The organism is Pseudomonas sp. Pseusp3 (genome assembly GCF_047304225.1).
GTDB lineage: Bacteria > Pseudomonadota > Gammaproteobacteria > Pseudomonadales > Pseudomonadaceae > Aquipseudomonas > Aquipseudomonas fluorescens_CD.
In genome coordinates this window covers 11341-27796 of record NZ_JBGLYV010000040.1, presented here as the reverse complement: position 1 = coordinate 27796, position 16456 = coordinate 11341, and the positions used below count along the sequence as shown (strand labels likewise).

At 60.4% G+C, this 16456-nt stretch carries 16 protein-coding genes; 11 read left to right on the top strand and 5 right to left on the bottom strand.

The window, feature by feature from the left end; all coding sequences use genetic code 11:
- The first annotated feature begins 270 nt into the window (after window positions 1-270).
- The 5 genes from ACCD00_RS15545 to ACCD00_RS15525 all read left to right on the top strand — a co-directional run bounded on the left by ACCD00_RS15545 (window position 271) and on the right by ACCD00_RS15525 (window position 4156).
- On the top strand, window positions 271-1665 hold the full coding sequence (locus ACCD00_RS15545; RefSeq protein ID WP_322614769.1) for a PhoH family protein: 1395 nt from the start codon (window positions 271-273) through the stop codon (window positions 1663-1665).
- 235 nt (window positions 1666-1900) lie between these two features.
- A complete protein-coding gene (moaC, locus tag ACCD00_RS15540) occupies window positions 1901-2374 on the top strand; it encodes a cyclic pyranopterin monophosphate synthase MoaC (protein ID WP_007972660.1) in 474 nt (157 codons plus the stop codon).
- Complete coding sequence (gene moaD / locus ACCD00_RS15535; RefSeq protein ID WP_008018597.1) at window positions 2371-2613, top strand: molybdopterin converting factor subunit 1; 243 nt, start codon at window positions 2371-2373, stop codon at window positions 2611-2613. The genes moaC and moaD overlap by 4 nt, the downstream gene beginning before the upstream one ends.
- Window positions 2614-2616: 3 nt before the next feature.
- Window positions 2617-3069, top strand: coding sequence for a molybdopterin synthase catalytic subunit MoaE (gene moaE, locus ACCD00_RS15530; protein WP_007989960.1), 453 nt, complete (start codon window positions 2617-2619; stop codon window positions 3067-3069).
- Window positions 3070-3379: 310 nt separating this feature from the next.
- Window positions 3380-4156, top strand: a complete 777-nt coding sequence (locus ACCD00_RS15525) for an ABC transporter substrate-binding protein (protein WP_413425820.1) — start codon at window positions 3380-3382, stop codon at window positions 4154-4156.
- Between the two features lie 106 nt (window positions 4157-4262).
- Here ACCD00_RS15525 and ACCD00_RS15520 read toward each other — a convergent pair whose 3' ends face one another.
- The 5 genes from ACCD00_RS15520 to ACCD00_RS15500 form a co-directional block, all read right to left on the bottom strand.
- Window positions 4263-4904 carry a transcriptional regulator gene (locus ACCD00_RS15520; RefSeq protein WP_413425818.1) on the bottom strand — a complete coding sequence of 214 codons (642 nt, stop codon included), beginning with the start codon at window positions 4902-4904 and terminating at the stop codon, window positions 4263-4265.
- An 83-nt stretch (window positions 4905-4987) separates the two neighbouring features.
- Window positions 4988-6121 carry an NAD(P)/FAD-dependent oxidoreductase gene (locus ACCD00_RS15515; RefSeq protein WP_413425816.1) on the bottom strand — a complete coding sequence of 378 codons (1134 nt, stop codon included), beginning with the start codon at window positions 6119-6121 and terminating at the stop codon, window positions 4988-4990.
- Window positions 6122-6258: 137 nt separating this feature from the next.
- Window positions 6259-7203 carry an ornithine cyclodeaminase family protein gene (locus tag ACCD00_RS15510; protein WP_413425814.1) on the bottom strand — a complete coding sequence of 315 codons (945 nt, stop codon included), beginning with the start codon at window positions 7201-7203 and terminating at the stop codon, window positions 6259-6261.
- 136 nt (window positions 7204-7339) lie between these two features.
- Entirely contained in the window at window positions 7340-8830 is a 1491-nt protein-coding gene (rhlB, locus tag ACCD00_RS15505; RefSeq protein WP_413425812.1) for an ATP-dependent RNA helicase RhlB, read from the bottom strand.
- Between the two features lie 98 nt (window positions 8831-8928).
- Window positions 8929-9585, bottom strand: a complete 657-nt coding sequence (locus ACCD00_RS15500; RefSeq protein WP_413425810.1) for an alpha/beta hydrolase — start codon at window positions 9583-9585, stop codon at window positions 8929-8931.
- A gap of 467 nt (window positions 9586-10052) precedes the next feature.
- Here ACCD00_RS15500 and ACCD00_RS15495 point away from each other — a divergent pair, with 467 nt between their 5' ends.
- The 6 genes from ACCD00_RS15495 (at window position 10053) to ACCD00_RS15470 (ending at window position 16417) form a co-directional block, all read left to right on the top strand.
- Window positions 10053-11084: an amino acid ABC transporter substrate-binding protein gene (locus tag ACCD00_RS15495; RefSeq protein ID WP_085715874.1), complete on the top strand. Its 1032-nt coding sequence runs from the start codon at window positions 10053-10055 to the stop codon at window positions 11082-11084.
- A gap of 65 nt (window positions 11085-11149) precedes the next feature.
- A complete protein-coding gene (locus tag ACCD00_RS15490; protein ID WP_413425807.1) occupies window positions 11150-12331 on the top strand; it encodes an amino acid ABC transporter permease in 1182 nt (393 codons plus the stop codon).
- Window positions 12332-12341: 10 nt separating this feature from the next.
- Window positions 12342-13439: an amino acid ABC transporter permease gene (locus tag ACCD00_RS15485; protein WP_413425805.1), complete on the top strand. Its 1098-nt coding sequence runs from the start codon at window positions 12342-12344 to the stop codon at window positions 13437-13439.
- Window positions 13440-13469: 30 nt separating this feature from the next.
- Window positions 13470-14234 carry an amino acid ABC transporter ATP-binding protein gene (locus ACCD00_RS15480; protein WP_008018587.1) on the top strand — a complete coding sequence of 255 codons (765 nt, stop codon included), beginning with the start codon at window positions 13470-13472 and terminating at the stop codon, window positions 14232-14234.
- A 229-nt stretch (window positions 14235-14463) separates the two neighbouring features.
- Window positions 14464-15123, top strand: coding sequence for a FadR/GntR family transcriptional regulator (locus ACCD00_RS15475; protein WP_413425803.1), 660 nt, complete (start codon window positions 14464-14466; stop codon window positions 15121-15123).
- Window positions 15113-16417 (top strand): CynX/NimT family MFS transporter, encoded by a 1305-nt coding sequence (locus ACCD00_RS15470; protein WP_413425801.1) that lies wholly within the window; start codon window positions 15113-15115, stop codon window positions 16415-16417. Before ACCD00_RS15475 ends, ACCD00_RS15470 begins: the two co-directional genes overlap by 11 nt.
- Window positions 16418-16456 lie beyond the last annotated feature (39 nt).

Genomic DNA, 16456 nt, shown 5'->3' with positions numbered 1-16456 from the left:
TCCGACTTTAAACGGGTGATGGCAGTCCGCCAAGTGTTATTGGTCACTCTGAAAAATAAACTTCAAAAAAGCGTCAAAGTACTTTTTTCTGTCACACGTTTTGGAGTATTACGAAGACAGACCGCCGAAACCTGCAACACAGGTGGCGTCTCCCAAGACCCAGCTTTGTATGCAGTTCACTTGAGTCCCCGCAGGTGAAGTTCGGCGGCCCTTCGAGGCGCAGCACCGTCAAGGTATTGCGTCGACTGGCTCCCACAAAGGTGACCGAGTATGGATGATCACGGACGTAGCTCTTCTTCCAACCAGCCAATCCTTTATGTACTCGATACCAACGTATTGATTCACGATCCAAACGCGCTGCTCAACTTCGAAGAACACCACGTCGCGATCCCGATGACCGTGCTTGAAGAGCTCGACAAGCTCAAGAGCGGGCCTCACAGCGTTGCCGCAGAATGCCGCCAAGCCATCCGGCTGATCGACAAGACACTGGGCGATGCCTCACCCGAGGATGTCGAGCAGGGTGTTCCGATCCAGCGTGGCAAAAGCGGACCCAAGGGTTTGCTGTCAATTCTGATGATCAGGAATGCCGAGCCGAACCTGATTCTGCCCGAGCACCTCAATGACAACAAAATCATCAACCAACTGATCGACCTGCACGCGCGCGACCCGAAGAAGCCCGTGGTGCTGGTCACCAAAGACATCAACATGCGCCTCAAGGCGCGCGCCTGCGGGATCGAGGCCGAGGACTACAGCACCGACCAACTGGTCGACGACGTGTCCTTGCTGCCCAATGGCTACCACAACATGACCGGCTCTTTCTGGGACCGCGTCAGCAAGGTCGAAACCCGTCAGGACCACGGCCGCACCTGGCACCAGGTGCAGTTGATCGACAACCTGCCGGCGGTGCACATCAATGAATTCATCATTGATGAGCAGGGCTTTGTCGGCTGGATCAAGGAGATTGAAGAAGACCGTTTGCTGATTCTCGACTTGCACCAGGAACCGCTGCTGCACCAGGAGGCCTGGGGCCTGAAGCCGCGTGATATCTATCAGAGCCTGGCGTTGTACGCCTTGCTCGATCCGGACATCCACCTGGTCAACCTCTCGGGTGCCGCAGGCTCGGGTAAAACCATCCTGGCGCTGGCCGCTGCGATTGAGCAGACCATGGTCAGCAAACGCTATCGCCGCATCATTGCCACCCGTAGCGTGCAGGGCCTGGACCAGGAAATCGGCTTTCTGCCCGGCACCGAAGCAGAAAAAATGGAGCCTTGGCTGGGCGCCATCACCGACAACCTCGAAGCCTTGCACATGGATGACGAAAGCACCCATGGCAGCGTCGACTACATCCTCAGCAAAGTGCCGTTGCAGTTCAAATCCCTCAACTACATCCGGGGTCGCAGCTTCCAGCAGAGCCTGATTTTGATCGACGAATGCCAGAACCTTACGCCGCACCAGATGAAAACCATCATCACCCGTGCCGGCGCCGGTTCCAAAGTGGTGTGCCTGGGCAACCTGGCGCAGATCGATACCCCTTACCTGTCCGCGACCAGCTCCGGGCTGACCTACCTCACTGAACGCTTCAAAGACTTCCCGAACGGGGTGCACATCACCCTGCAAGGGGTGCCACGTTCGATCCTGGCCGAATACGCCGAATCGCATCTGTAACTGTCCACTGGAACCGGGCGGCTTCACAGCCGCCCGGTTTTTTTGTGCCCGACACAATCTCCCTTGTAGGAGCGAGCCTGCTCGCGATGGTGTGTCAGTCGACACAGCGGTGAATGACACTCCATCGCGAGCAAGCTCGCTCCTACATTTAGGGGATGGTGGTGACCTGATAATCAGGCGTGCGGAAAATTGACCCGCAGGTTTACAATCGATGCTCCTGATCAGGAGTAATCCCGTGCTGACTCATCTCGATTCCCAAGGTCGCGCCAATATGGTCGACGTCACTGAAAAAGCCGTGACGTTCCGTGAGGCGACGGCCCAAGCGCTGGTACGCATGCTGCCCGAGACCCTGCAGATGATCGTCAGCGGCGGTCACCCCAAGGGTGATGTGTTTGCCGTGGCGCGCATTGCCGGCATCCAGGCGGCGAAGAAAACCAGCGATCTGATTCCCCTGTGCCATCCGCTGATGCTGACCGGCGTCAAAGTCGAGCTCAGTGCCGAAGGCGATGACTCGGTGCGTATCGTGGCGCGCTGCAAGCTGTCCGGGCAGACCGGCGTCGAAATGGAAGCCCTGACCGCTGCCAGCGTTGCCGCGCTGACCATCTACGACATGTGTAAGGCCGTGGATCGCGGCATGACCATCGAAAGCGTGCGTCTGCTGGAGAAGGTCGGCGGCAAGAGCGGACATTTCCAGGCGGAGCAGCCATGAACGTGACCGTGAAGTTTTTCGCCCGTTATCGTGAAGCGCTGGGGCTGGACTCGGTGAAGGTCCAAGGCGATTTCGCCACCGTCGACGACGTCCGCGCACTGCTGGCCCAGCGTGACGGTGCCGAGGTATTGAGCGAGCAAAACCTGATGTGCGCCCGCAACGAAGACCTCTGCCAGCTAGACGAGCCGGTGAGCGATGGCGATGAAGTGGCGTTCTTTCCGACCGTGACCGGGGGCTGATCCATGGCGATTCGCGTGCAGTCCACCGCGTTCGATCCGGGGGCCGAAGTCAACGCCATGCACGATGCCAATGTTGGCGTCGGCGCGGTGGTGAGTTTTGTCGGCTACGTGCGCGACTTCAATGACGGCCTCGACGTGGCCGGGATGTTCCTCGAACACTATCCGGGCATGACCGAAAAAGCCCTTGGCAAGATCGCCATCGAGGCCGAACAACGCTGGCCGCTGCTCAAGCTGGAAGTGTTGCACCGCATCGGCGCCCTGGAACCGGGCGAACCGATCGTCTTCGTCGGCGCCGCCAGCGCTCATCGTCAGGCGGCATTCGACGCCTGCGCCTTTGTCATGGATTACCTGAAAACCCGCGCACCGTTCTGGAAGAAAGAAAACACCAGCGACGGGCCGCGTTGGGTCGAGGGCCGTGACAGCGATCATGCGGCGGCGGATCGCTGGAAGCAGTAAATAGCCTGTTGATTCTCGGCGAGTCTTACCGGCCCCTTCGCGAGCAAGCCCGCTCTCACATTCGACCGTGTTCTTCCTGAAAGAACTCGGTTAACTGTGGGAGCGGGCTTGCTCGCGAAGGGGCCATCAAATACACCCAACCCCTACCTGACTCGCCATCCGACCGTCGGATGCGCGCAACCCCGTTTGCCTGATTGACGGTTAATACATAAAAGTCCAAGATGGAATTATAAGTACAAAAAAAGGTTTCCACCCGTTTCAGCTTTTTCTTCTGTCTTGCCAAACCAACAATAACCGCGAGAAAACGAACATGAAGAAGTTCCCCCTCATCACCGGTCTGGCCCTGAGCCTGTTGGCGTGCAGCTCTGTGTTCGCCGCCGAGAAAACCCTGCGTATCGGCATCGAAGCCGCGTATCCACCGTTCGCCTCGAAAACCGACAAGGGCGAAATCGTCGGTTTCGACTATGACATCGGCAACGCCCTGTGCGCGCAGATGAAGGCCAAGTGTGTGTGGGTCGAGGGCGAGTTCGACGGTCTGATTCCTTCCCTGAAGGTGAAGAAAATCGACATGGCGCTGTCGTCCATGACCATCAACGAAGACCGCAAGAAGTCGGTGGACTTCACCCACAAGTACTATTTCACCTCGTCGCGCCTGGTCATGAAGGACGGCGCGGTGGTGGATGACCAGTACGCCAGCCTCAAGGGCAAGACCGTCGGCGTGCAGCGCGCTACCACCACCGACCGTTACGCCACCGAGGTGTTCGAGCCCAAGGGCATCAACGTCAAGCGCTACAGCAACAACGAAGAAATCTACATGGACCTGGCGGCCGGTCGCCTCGACGCGATTTTTGCCGACACCATTCCGCTCAATGACTTTCTGTCGATGCCGCGTGGCCAGGGTTATGCCTTTGTCGGGCCGGAGCTGAAAGATCCGAAATACGTGGGCGAGGGGGCCGGGATTGCCGTGCGCAAGGGCAACACCGAACTGGTCAGCGAGCTGAATACGGCCATTGATGGCATTCGTGCCAGTGGCGAGTACCAGAAGATTTCCGAGAAGTACTTCAAGTCCGACATCTACGGCGATTGATAGTCCGCTTTCGCGAGCAAGCCCGCTCCCACACTGGTTCTGTGTCCGCAGTTCTAATGTGGGAGCGGGCTTGCTCGCGAAGGGGCCCTGTCAGGCAATACAGCTTTCAGCCCTTCAATTCCTTCAAATGCTTGTACACCGTCGCCCGGCCCATGTTCAGCACATTGGCCACGTAGTTCGAGGCGCTTTTGCCCTTGAACGCGCCTTCGGCGTGCAACGCCAGCACCAGCTCACGCTTGTGATCGCGGGTCAGCAGGTTCAGGCTCAGTTGGCGCTCTCGCAGCCAGGCGTGGAGGAAGGTGTTGATCCGCTCCTGCCAGTCATCTCGGAACAGTGCATCCGGTTGCGGGATCAGCTTGGTCGGCGACAGGAACAGATCCAGGGCCGCCTTGGCATTCTCGAACAGCGAAATATTCAGGTTGATGCACAGCACGGCCAGCGGATGCCCCTCGCTGTCGCGCAGGACGGTGCTGAGGCTGCGAATCTTCTGACCATCCCAATTGAGCTTTTCGTACGGCCCGATGTTTCGTTCGTTGACATCGTCGCTGAGCATGTCTTCCAGCGCCGAGTCGTCGCCGATTTCCCGCTTGGACAGGTTGTTGGCGATGTAGTCGACCTTTTGCGTGCGCAGGTCGTGCAGCACCACTTCGGCGTGGGGGAAAAACAACGTGGCGATGGCGTCGGCGATCGCGTGGAAGTTATCCAGGGACGTGTCGTTCAGGGCCGAGTCTTTTTCGGGGGCGTTCATTGGTGGAACTCCAGGCAGCGTCAACGCCCCATCAAAGGGGCGTTGAAAGTGTGCCGTAATCGTGTGGGCGCGTCACCTGAGGATCAGGATCGGCCGAGGCGGGCGGGGGAGAGCATTTCGGCGTTCAGGCCGAAACGGCCGAGCGATTCGGGCAGCGCCGCACCGCGCACCAGTGCCGCGCTGGCCTGGCCCATGGCCGGCGAAGTCTGGATGCCATAACCACCTTGTGCCGCGACCCAGAACAGCCCCGGCACCTGTGGATCGAAACCGGACAGCAGGTCGCCGTCGCTGACGAAGCTGCGCAGGCCGGCCCAGGTCCGGGTCGGGCGGCGAATGGTCAGGGTCGTGGCCTCTTCGATCTGGTAGATGCCCATGGCGATGTCCAGCTCTTCGGGCTGCACATCGTGGGGGTCGACCGGGTCGGCGTTGGCCGGCGAGCCGAGAAACATCCCGGCGTCGGGTTTCATGTAGAAGGATTCGTCGAGGCTGACCAGCATCGGCCAATGGTGGATGTCCACGCCCTCCGGGCCGGCGAAGATGAACGCGGCACGGCGTTTCGGTTGCAGGCCCAGCGGCTGCGCACCGGCCAGTTCGCCAATCTTGTCGGCCCAGGCGCCGGCGGCGTTGATGATGACCGGGGCGCTGAACGTCTGGGTGCCGGTCTGGACCTGCCATACACCTTGGCCGTCACGGCTCAGGCTGACGACTTCGCTGTCGGTATGCACTTCGCCCTGGTTGCGACGAATGCCGCGCAGGTATCCCTGATGCAGGGCATCGGTGTCGATGTCGCTGGCGGTCGGGTCGTAGATGGCACCGTGGACCTTTTCCCGTCGCAGGATCGGCACCAGCGCGCAGGCTTCGTCGACGCCGAGCAATTGCATTTCCGGCACCGTGGTTCTGGCGCTCTGGTACTGCCGGTTCAATTCGTCCGGGTCACCGGTGAGGTCCACGGTCATTTCGCCGCGCGGGGTCAGCAGCGGGTGTTCGCAGAAACCGCTGGGCGGGTTGTCGAAAAAGTCCCGGCTGGCCAGGGTCAGCGCCCGCACTTGTGGGGTGCCATAGGCTGCGGTGTACAGCGCGGCCGAACGGCCGGTGGAGTGATAGGCCGGATGGGATTCGCGTTCGAGCACGATCACGCGGCCGTGCTGCGACAGCCAGAAACCCGTTGAAGCACCGGCAATCCCGCCGCCGATGATGATGAAATCTGCCTGGCTCATGAACGTCTCCTGATAACGCGCGATGCCAATGGTTCGGTACCTTGTAGGAGCGAGCTTGCTCGCGATGGTGTGTCAGTCGACACAGTGGTGCCTGATCCACCATCGCGAGCAAGCTCGCTCCTACAGGGCGGGGGGGGTTAGTGCTGCAGGCGGTAGATCGCATTGGCCAGCGCAATGTCTTCCAGGCCCAGGCCGATGGAGCGGAAAAACACATGGCGGTCGTAGTCGGGGCGCTGCACCTTCTCGCTGAGCAGGTCGGGCAGGTCGCCGACAATCGCGCTCCTGTCCCAGCCGTGTTGTTCGGCGGCGATCAGCATTTCACCGGCCGAGCCCGGGGTGGTCGGGCGATAGTCGCAAAACACCTGCATGTCGTTGAGGCTCTGCGGTGGCACTTCGTGGGCACGCGGTGCGTTGGTGCTGATGGAGGTGATCAGTGCCGGCTTGCGCAAGCTCGACGGATCGATCACCGGACCGGCGGACGAGGTGCAGAGCATGATCACGTCAGCGTCCTGAACGGCAGCTTCGCGGCTGTCGACGATGTTCAGGCGTGGCTCGATGTTTTTCAGCAGGCTCACGGTTTCGGCATCTTCGTTCAGGCTCGGCGAGTACAGGCTGATGCTTTGCCAATCGCGCAGGCCCTTCACGTAATGCAGGTGCGCCTGGGCCACTTTGCCACTGCCGATGATGGCCAGGCGATTGGCTGCGAGCGGCGCGAGGGCATCGACCGCCACAGCGGTGGTTGCGGCGGTGCGGGCCGTGGTCAGCTCTCCGGCATCGCACAGCAGCAGCGGCTGCCCGCTTTGCATCGACATCAACAGCGTCCACGCCGTCACCAATGGCCCCTGTTCACGGACGATGTATGGCGAAGTCTTGATCCCGTACACGCCGTCTTCGGCCAGCACACCCAGGTAGTTGATGAAGTCGCCGGCACCGTGCGGGAACTCCACCAGTTGCTGCGCCGGTTGCACCGCTTGCCCTGAGGCCAGGTCGCGGAACAGCTTGCGCAGGATCTGCGGCACATCGACTCGCGCCAGATACTCGCGGGCCTGGGCTTGGGTGATCACTTGGGGCGTGCTGGACATGGTCGGCTCCGGGATTCGAGTTAAACTAATTTGTCCATTATGGACTTTTAGTTCTCTTGGGCAAGCTCCTGTTGAAAAAAACGGGCGAAAAAAAAGCGCAGTCCGTTTCCGGCTGCGCTTGTCTTTTCAGCGTCGCTTAATGAGGACGCTTACGCTCAACCGCCCGCAACAGGTGGGTCGGTGGTGTTTCACAGCTGATCTTGCGCCCCAGCTTTTCCTCGATGGACGGTAGCTGGTAGGAGTCGTCTTCACCGGCAAAGCTGATGGACACGCCGTCGGCGCCGGCACGCCCGGTACGACCGATGCGGTGCACGTAGTCGTCCGGCACTTCCGGCAGGGTGAAGTTGATCACGTGGCTGATGCCGTCGATGTGGATGCCGCGACCGGCCACGTCGGTGGCGACCAGCACGCGGATCTTGCCTTCGCGGAAACCTTCCAGGGTCTTGATGCGCTTGTGCTGCGGCACGTCGCCGGACAGTTGCGCGGCGTTGATGCCGTCGCGCACCAGGCGTTCTTCGATGCGTCGCACTTCATCCTTGCGGTTGGCGAAGACGATGACCCGCTCCCAACCGTTGTCGTTGACCAGGTTGTAGAGCAGTTTGTATTTGTCGGCAGCGGCCACCGCGTAGATGTGCTGCTCGACGTTTTCGTTGGCCACGTTCTGCGACTCGATCTCGACGATCGACGGGTCGGTGGTCCATTGCTTGGCCAGGTTCATCACGTCTTCGGTGAAGGTCGCGGAGAACAGCAGCGTCTGACGCTCGGACTTCGGTGGCGTCTGGCGAATGATCTGGCGCACTTGCGGGATGAAGCCCATGTCGAGCATGCGGTCGGCTTCGTCCAGTACCATCACTTCGACCATGTCCAGATGCACGTCGCCGCGCTGGTTGAAGTCCAGCAGGCGGCCCGGCGTGGCCACGAGGATGTCGCAGTGGCGGGCTTCGAGGTGCTTGAGCTGCTTGTCGAAGTCCATGCCGCCGACGAACGTCATGACGTTGAGGCCGGTGTACTTGGTCAGGTCGGCGGCGTCCTTGGCGATCTGCACCACCAGTTCGCGGGTCGGCGCGATGATCAGCGCCCGTGGCTCGCCCATGTAGCGCTCTTTCGGCGGCGGGGTCTGCAGCAACTGGGTGATGATCGAGATCAGGAACGCAGCGGTTTTGCCGGTACCGGTCTGGGCGCGGCCGATGGCGTCTTTGCCCGCGAGGGTGAAGCCCAGCACCTGTGCCTGGATCGGCGTGCAATACGGGAAGCCCAGGTCCTGGATGGCATGCATCAGTTCAGGGGCGAGCTTGAAATCGTGGAAGCGGGTTTTGCCTTCCTGGGGTTCGACGACGAAGTCTTCGAGTTTCCATGGGATGACGGGCGCCTTGGGCTTGGGTTCACGGCGCGGTCTGGCGGGTTTCGGCGTTTCGCTGAGCGGCTGCTCCGGGGCTGTTATCGCCGCAGGCTGGTCAGCTGTTGCGGTCTTCGGATCATGCTTGGGTGCCGCCGTGGCGGTGGCTCGTTCAGACTGAATACCGTCGGTGCGGTGGCCGGGAGCGTGAGACGCAGGGCTGGGAACTGGCGCGAGTTGCTCAGTCTCGCTTTTACCGAACATTTTCTTGAGTGCTTTGAGCACGGTCATCTCATCAATTGGTTAAGGAATGTACGCCGGCCAGTGTAATGCAAGAATCGGGCGCGGCGTAGTGGGATGGATCAAAGGGCGCTTTTAAACAGAAATGCTTAACGCAAGCGCTCGGTGAGCCAGACGCCGATGTCGCGAATTTCTTCGGGTAACACTTCGTGACCCATTGGGTATTCCTGCCATGTCACGGTGACACCATGCTGCTTCAGATACTCGTAAGCGGTACGTCCCATCGAATTTTGCACCACGTCATCGTACTGACCATGCAGTGATAGCACCGGGATGCGTTGCTGGCTTGCCGACAATTCCAGTTCGTCGCTGAAGGTGGGGGCATAAGTAGAGAGGGCAACTACGCCACCCAGTGGTCCCTGCCATTTCAGAAAAGCGGTGTGGAACACCACGGCGCCGCCTTGGGAAAAACCTGCCAGGAAAATCCGCGAGGCGTCTATTCCGCCGGCCCGCTGCGTCTCAACCAATTCGATGATCCAGTTGGCCGACTCTTCGAGTTGTTCACGATTGATCGCGCGCGCCGGGCTCATGGCCAATATGTCGTACCAGCTCGGCATTTCGTAACCGCCATTGATGGTCACGGCGCGGCTCGGTGCCTGGGGCAAAACGAAGCGGGTGCTCAGCAGGCTTTCCTGTAGCGCTTCGGCCACCGGCAGGAAGTCATAGCGGTCGGCGCCCAGGCCATGCAGCCAGATGACGCAGGCGTCTGCGGTCTTGACGGGTTCTAGAATCAAGGGGTTGGTCATGGCTGCTCCAATGTTGTGCGTGCGCGCTCATTAAGTGCGTGATCGAAGTGCGCGTCTGGTTGATCCGTTAAGAAAGTGTCGCAAGGTTACAAGTTTTGCTATTGACCTGCAGCTGAACCGCTTCCGCGGGCGGTGTGGTACGGGCTTTGCTATGGCGAAGCTTGTATGAAAAATCCTACGTCTGTCGGTAACACTATCAGGCCAAGGTTGTTAGTGGGATTGAAAAGAATCCGGTGATGGATGTTCGCCAAAGGCCGCTACGGGCTTCGCGAACGTGAAAGGGCTACAGCCCGTTCGGCCGACTGGTGAGAGTGAGCTTTCCATTATGTGGATTTTCTCCTACTAGACTCATAGCTAACGTCTTACGTCGGTTGACCCCAAAACAAGCCAACACGGGTCGACTACGCCTCAAAAGGGTGCGACTGGACTCACGCTCCGACACAACAAGAGCAAAACTGGAGGTTTGAATGAAGATGTTGAAATCCACCCTGGCTATCGTGACTGCAGCCGCGGTACTCGGTGTCAGCGGGTTTGCCCAGGCGGGCGCAACCCTGGATGCAGTGATGAAGAAAGGTTTCGTGCAGTGTGGCGTCAGCGATGGCCTGCCAGGCTTCTCGGTTCCGGATTCCACCGGCAAGATCGTTGGTATCGATGCTGACTACTGCCGTGCGGTAGCGGCTGCTGTCTTCGGCGACGCGACCAAGGTCAAGTTCAGCCAGTTGAACGCCAAGGAGCGCTTCACCGCGCTGCAATCCGGCGAAATCGACATCCTGTCGCGCAACACCACCATGACCAGCTCCCGTGACGCGGGCATGGGCCTGAAGTTTCCGGGTTTCATCACCTACTACGACGGCATCGGCTTCCTGGTAAACAACAAGCTGGGCGTGAAAAGCGCTAAAGAACTGGACGGTGCAACCATCTGCATCCAGGCCGGTACCACTACCGAGCTGAACGTTTCCGACTACTTCCGCGGCAACGGCCTGAAGTACACCCCGATTACCTTCGACACCTCCGACGAAAGCGCCAAGTCGCTGGAATCCGGTCGTTGCGACGTACTGACCTCCGACAAGTCCCAGCTGTTCGCCCAGCGCAGCAAGCTGGCTTCGCCGAAGGACTACGTGGTTCTGCCGGAAACCATTTCCAAGGAACCTCTGGGCCCGGTCGTGCGTAATGGCGACGACGAGTGGCTGGCCATCGTGCGCTGGACTGGCTACGCGATGCTCAACGCTGAAGAAGCCGGCATCACTTCGAAGAACGTCGAAGCCGAAGCCAAGGCCACCAAGAACCCTGACGTTGCCCGTCTGCTGGGTACCGACGGTGAATACGGCAAAGACCTGAAAGTGAAGAAAGACTGGGTCGTGCAGATCATCAAGCAAGTGGGTAACTACGGCGAAGTGTTCGAGAAAAACCTCGGCAAGAGCACTCCGCTGGAAATCGACCGCGGGCTGAACGCTCTGTGGAACGCTGGCGGCATTCAATACGCACCACCAGTGCGCTGATGGTTCTATCACCCGGTGGGCCAACCGCCGGGTGATGTTCTGTTCCATTATTTCCGGGGCACTTCATGCAAAATTCAATCGGCGCACCAAAGCAGAGGCTCAGCCTCAGCGATCCACGAGTGCGTGCGTGGGTATTCCAGATCATCACGATTATCGGGGTGGTCTCGTTAGGCTGGTTTCTGTTCGACAACACGCAAACCAACCTTCAGCACCGGGGCATTACCTCCGGTTTCGACTTTCTGGAGCGCAGTGCCGGTTTCGGCATCGCTCAGCACCTGATCGACTACACCGAAGCGGACACTTACGCCCGGGTGTTTGTCATCGGCCTGCTCAACACCTTGCTGGTGACCTTCATCGGCGTGATCCTGGCGACGATCCTCGGCTTCATCGTCGGTGTGGCGCGGCTGTCGAAGAATTGGATCATCGCCAAGCTGGCGACGGTGTACGTGGAAGTCTTCCGCAACATTCCGCCATTGCTGCAGATCCTGTTCTGGTACTTCGCGGTGTTCCTGACCATGCCGGGGCCGCGCAACAGCCATAACTTCGGCGACACCTTCTTCGTCAGCGCCCGCGGCCTGAACATGCCCGCTGCGCTGATGGCCGATGGTTTCTGGCCGTTCGTGGCCAGCGTCGTGGTGGCCATCGTCGCCATCGTGCTGATGAGCCGCTGGGCCACCAAGCGCTTCGAAGAGACGGGTGTACCGTTCCACAAGTTCTGGGTCGGCCTGGCGCTGTTCCTGGTGATCCCGGCCTTGTGCGCGCTGATCTTCGGCGCACCCTTGCATTGGGAAATGCCAAAGCTGCAAGGCTTCAACTTCGTCGGTGGCTGGGTACTGATCCCGGAACTGCTGGCCTTGACCCTGGCGCTGACGGTGTACACCGCCGCGTTCATCGCCGAGATCGTGCGTTCGGGCATCAAGTCGGTCAGCCATGGCCAGACCGAGGCGGCGCATTCCCTCGGCCTGCGCAACGGTCCGACCCTGCGCAAGGTGATCATCCCGCAAGCCCTGCGCGTAATCATTCCACCGCTGACCAGCCAATACCTGAACCTGGCGAAGAACTCCTCGCTGGCGGCCGGTATCGGTTATCCGGAAATGGTCTCGCTGTTCGCCGGCACCGTGCTCAACCAGACCGGCCAGGCGATCGAGGTGATTGCCATCACCATGAGCGTGTACCTGGCGATCAGTATCAGCATTTCCCTGCTGATGAACTGGTACAACAAGCGCATTGCGCTGATCGAGCGGTAAGGAAAAGCGCATGAGTACTCATACTTTCAAACCTGACATGCCACCTCCTCACAGCAGCATCGGTGTGGTGGCGTGGATGCGCGCGAACATGTTCTCCAGCTGGCTCAACACCCTGCTGACCCTGTTTGCGTTCTACCTCATCTACCTGGTGGTGCCGCCGATCCTGCACTGGGCCATCCTCGACGCCAACTGGGTGGGCACGACCCGCGCCGACTGCACCAAGGAGGGCGCCTGCTGGGTGTTCATCCAGCAGCGTTTCGGCCAGTTCATGTACGGCTATTACCCGCCGGAACTGCGCTGGCGCGTGGACCTGACGGTGTGGTTGGCGATTGTCGGCGTGGCGCCGTTGTTCATCTCGCGCTTTCACCATAAAGCGGTGTACGGGCTGGGCTTCCTGGTGCTGTACCCGATCTTTGCCTACTTCCTGTTGCATGGCGGCATCTTCGGCCTGACCAACATCGCGACCAGCCAATGGGGTGGCCTGATGCTGACCCTGGTGATCGCCACCGTCGGCATCGCCGGTGCGCTGCCGTTGGGGATTGTCCTGGCCCTGGGCCGTCGTTCGAACTTGCCGGCGATTCGCGTGGTCTGCGTGACCTTCATCGAGTTCTGGCGCGGCGTGCCGTTGATCACGGTGCTGTTCATGTCCTCGGTGATGCTGCCGCTGTTCCTGCCTGAAGGCATGAACTTCGACAAACTGCTGCGGGCCCTGATCGGCGTGATCCTGTTCCAGTCGGCCTATGTGGCCGAAGTGGTGCGTGGTGGTCTGCAAGCGATTCCCAAGGGGCAGTACGAAGCGGCCGCGGCGATGGGCCTGGGCTACTGGCGCAGCATGGGCCTGGTGATTCTGCCGCAAGCCCTGAAGCTGGTGATCCCCGGCATCGTCAACACCTTCATCGCGCTGTTCAAGGACACCAGCCTGGTGATCATCATCGGCCTGTTCGACCTGCTCAACAGCGTCAAGCAAGCCGCCGCCGACCCGAAATGGCTGGGCATGGCCACCGAAGGCTATGTGTTCGCCGCCCTGGTGTTCTGGATTTTCTGTTTTGGTATGTCGCGCTATTCCATGCATCTGGAACGCAAGCTCGACACTGGCCACAAGCGCTGAAGCGCCGTACCTAATTTAGGAAGTTCTTTTATGAGCGAAGCAATCAAACAGCCTGTGGGCCCTGAAGGCATTATTCAGATGCAGGGCGTGAACAAGTGGTACGGCCAGTTCCACGTGTTGAAAGACATCAATCTGAACGTCAAGCAGGGCGAGCGTATCGTTCTGTGCGGGCCGTCGGGTTCGGGCAAATCCACCACCATCCGCTGCCTCAACCGCCTGGAAGAACACCAGCAGGGCCGCATCGTGGTCGATGGCACGGAACTGACCAACGACCTCAAGCAGATCGAAGCGATCCGCCGTGAAGTCGGCATGGTGTTCCAGCACTTCAACCTGTTCCCGCACCTGACCATTTTGCAGAACTGCACCCTGGCGCCGATGTGGGTGCGCAAGATGCCCAAGCGCAAGGCAGAGGAAATCGCCATGCACTACCTGGAGCGCGTACGCATTCCGGAGCAGGCGCATAAATACCCGGGGCAACTGTCCGGCGGTCAGCAACAGCGTGTGGCGATTGCCCGCGCGCTGTGCATGAAACCGAAAATCATGCTGTTCGACGAACCGACCTCGGCACTCGACCCGGAGATGGTGAAGGAAGTGCTCGACACCATGATCGGCCTGGCCGAAGACGGCATGACCATGCTTTGCGTAACCCACGAAATGGGCTTCGCTCGCACCGTGGCCAACCGCGTGATCTTCATGGACAAGGGCGAAATCGTCGAACAGGCCGCGCCGAACGACTTCTTCGACCATCCGCAGAATGAGCGCACCAAGTTGTTCCTGAGCCAGATCCTGCATTGATCGAACCCAGGCACTGAAATAAACCCGGACATGTTCCGGGTTTTTTTTTGCCTGTAGGAGCGAGCTGGCTCGCGATGGACGTCAACGATAACGCTGGTTGGCAGGTACCCCGCGGTGCTCTCGAGTCCATCGCGAGCCAGCTCGCTCCTACAGAGGCATTGCCCTCGTGGAACATGTTGACTACCATGTCAGAAAATTCATCCTATGATTGGATGAGAGGGCGAATTCCGTGTCAGAAATCTCTCCATTGGTAAAACGATCCCTGGTCGATCAGGCTCTGGACCAGCTGCGCCTGCGGATCAACCAGGGCGTTTGGGCTGTGGGCCAGCGTTTGCCCACCGAACCTGAGTTGTCCGCCGAACTGGGCATCAGCCGCAACACCGTGCGCGAAGCCATGCGGGTGTTGGCGTTTTCCGGGTTGATCGAGATCCGCCAGGGCGACGGCAGTTACCTGCGTGCGGTGGTCGATCCGCTCGATACCTTGAAGGCGCTGTCGCGCTGCTCCCTTGAGCAGGCCCGGGAAACCCGGCACATCCTTGAAGTCGAGGCGATCGGCCTGGCAGCCATGCGCCGCACCGATGAAGACCTGGTGGCATTGCGCGAGGCGCTGGGTGTCAGCGGCAGCCACTACCACGGCGATCTCGATACCTACATCGCCTGCGATCTGGTGTTTCACCGTCGGTTGGTGGACGCCGCACATAACCCGACCCTCAGCGAGTTGTATCGCTATTTCTCCAGCATCGTCGGCGCGCAGTTGCGCCAGACCCTGAGCATCGTCCCGCGCCGCCAGGAAGTGTTCGACCTGCATATCGAGTTGCTCGATGCCGTCGAACAACGCGACGCGGAACGGGCCAAAGCCCTGTCGAGGCAGTTGATCAATGAACCTTGAAACCGAGAAGTCCGTGCACCGCGGTGATTTATCCACAGCCCGAAAACGTTCGGCAGAGTTGAACGAGCTGCTGATCGACGCCGAGGCCGATGACGAACAGGTCCAGCAAGCTCATCCGGTCCTGCGTCGGCCGTGGCTGTTGCTGCTGGGCCTGATCCTGGTGGCGCTGAACCTGCGTCCGGCGCTGTCAAGCATGGCGCCGATGCTCAGCGAGGTCTCGAAGACCCTCGGCTTGTCGGCGTCCACGGCGGGATTGCTGACCACGCTGCCGGTGCTTTGCCTTGGCCTGTTTGCGCCACTGGCGCCGCTGCTGGCGCGTCGCTTCGGTGCCGAGCGGGTCGTGTTGGGTATTCTTCTGACCCTGGCTGGCGGGATCATCCTGCGCAGTTCGTTCGGCGAGATCGGCCTGTTTGCCGGAAGCGTGCTCGCCGGTGCCAGCATCGGCGTGATCGGCGTGTTGTTGCCAGGCATCGTCAAGCGCGATTTCCCGAAACAGGCCGGGACCATGACCGGCGTCTACACCATGGCCCTGTGCCTGGGGGCGGCGATGGCGGCGGGTGCGACCGTGCCCCTCAGTGAGCATTTCGACAAGAGCTGGGCGCTGGGTCTTGGTTTTTGGGTTATCCCCGCGTTGGCGGCGGCCGTGTTCTGGCTGCCGCAAGTCGGCCAGAAACACGGCGCGCACAACGTCGCCTATCGCGTTCGCGGTTTGCTGCGTGACCCGCTGGCCTGGCAAGTGACCTTGTACATGGGCCTGCAATCGTCCCTGGCCTACATCGTGTTCGGCTGGTTGCCATCGATTCTGATCGGGCGCGGCCTGACCCCGACCCAGGCTGGGCTGGTGCTGTCGGGCTCGGTGATCGTGCAACTGGTCAGCTCGCTCGCGGCACCCTGGCTGGCGACCCGTGGCAAGGACCAGCGGCTGGCGATTGTGATCGTGATGGCGCTGACCCTCGGCGGCTTGTTCGGTTGCCTGTATGCGCCGATCGATGGCTTGTGGGGCTGGGCAATTGTGCTGGGGCTGGGGCAGGGCGCCACGTTCAGCCTGGCATTGACGCTGATCGTGCTGCGCTCACGGGACTCCCACGTCGCGGCGAACCTGTCGGGCATGGCCCAGGGCTTCGGTTACACCCTGGCGTCCATGGGGCCGTTCGCGGTCGGCATCGTGCATGACTGGACCGGCGGCTGGACGGCCGTGGGCTGGATCTTCGGCGTCATCGGCCTGGGTGCGATCATCGCCGGCCTCGGTGCCGGGCGGGCGCTGTATGTGCAGGTCGAAAGCGAAAAGGCATGAGGGTGAAGGGCATCCATCCCTCACGGTCCGGGACAGCGT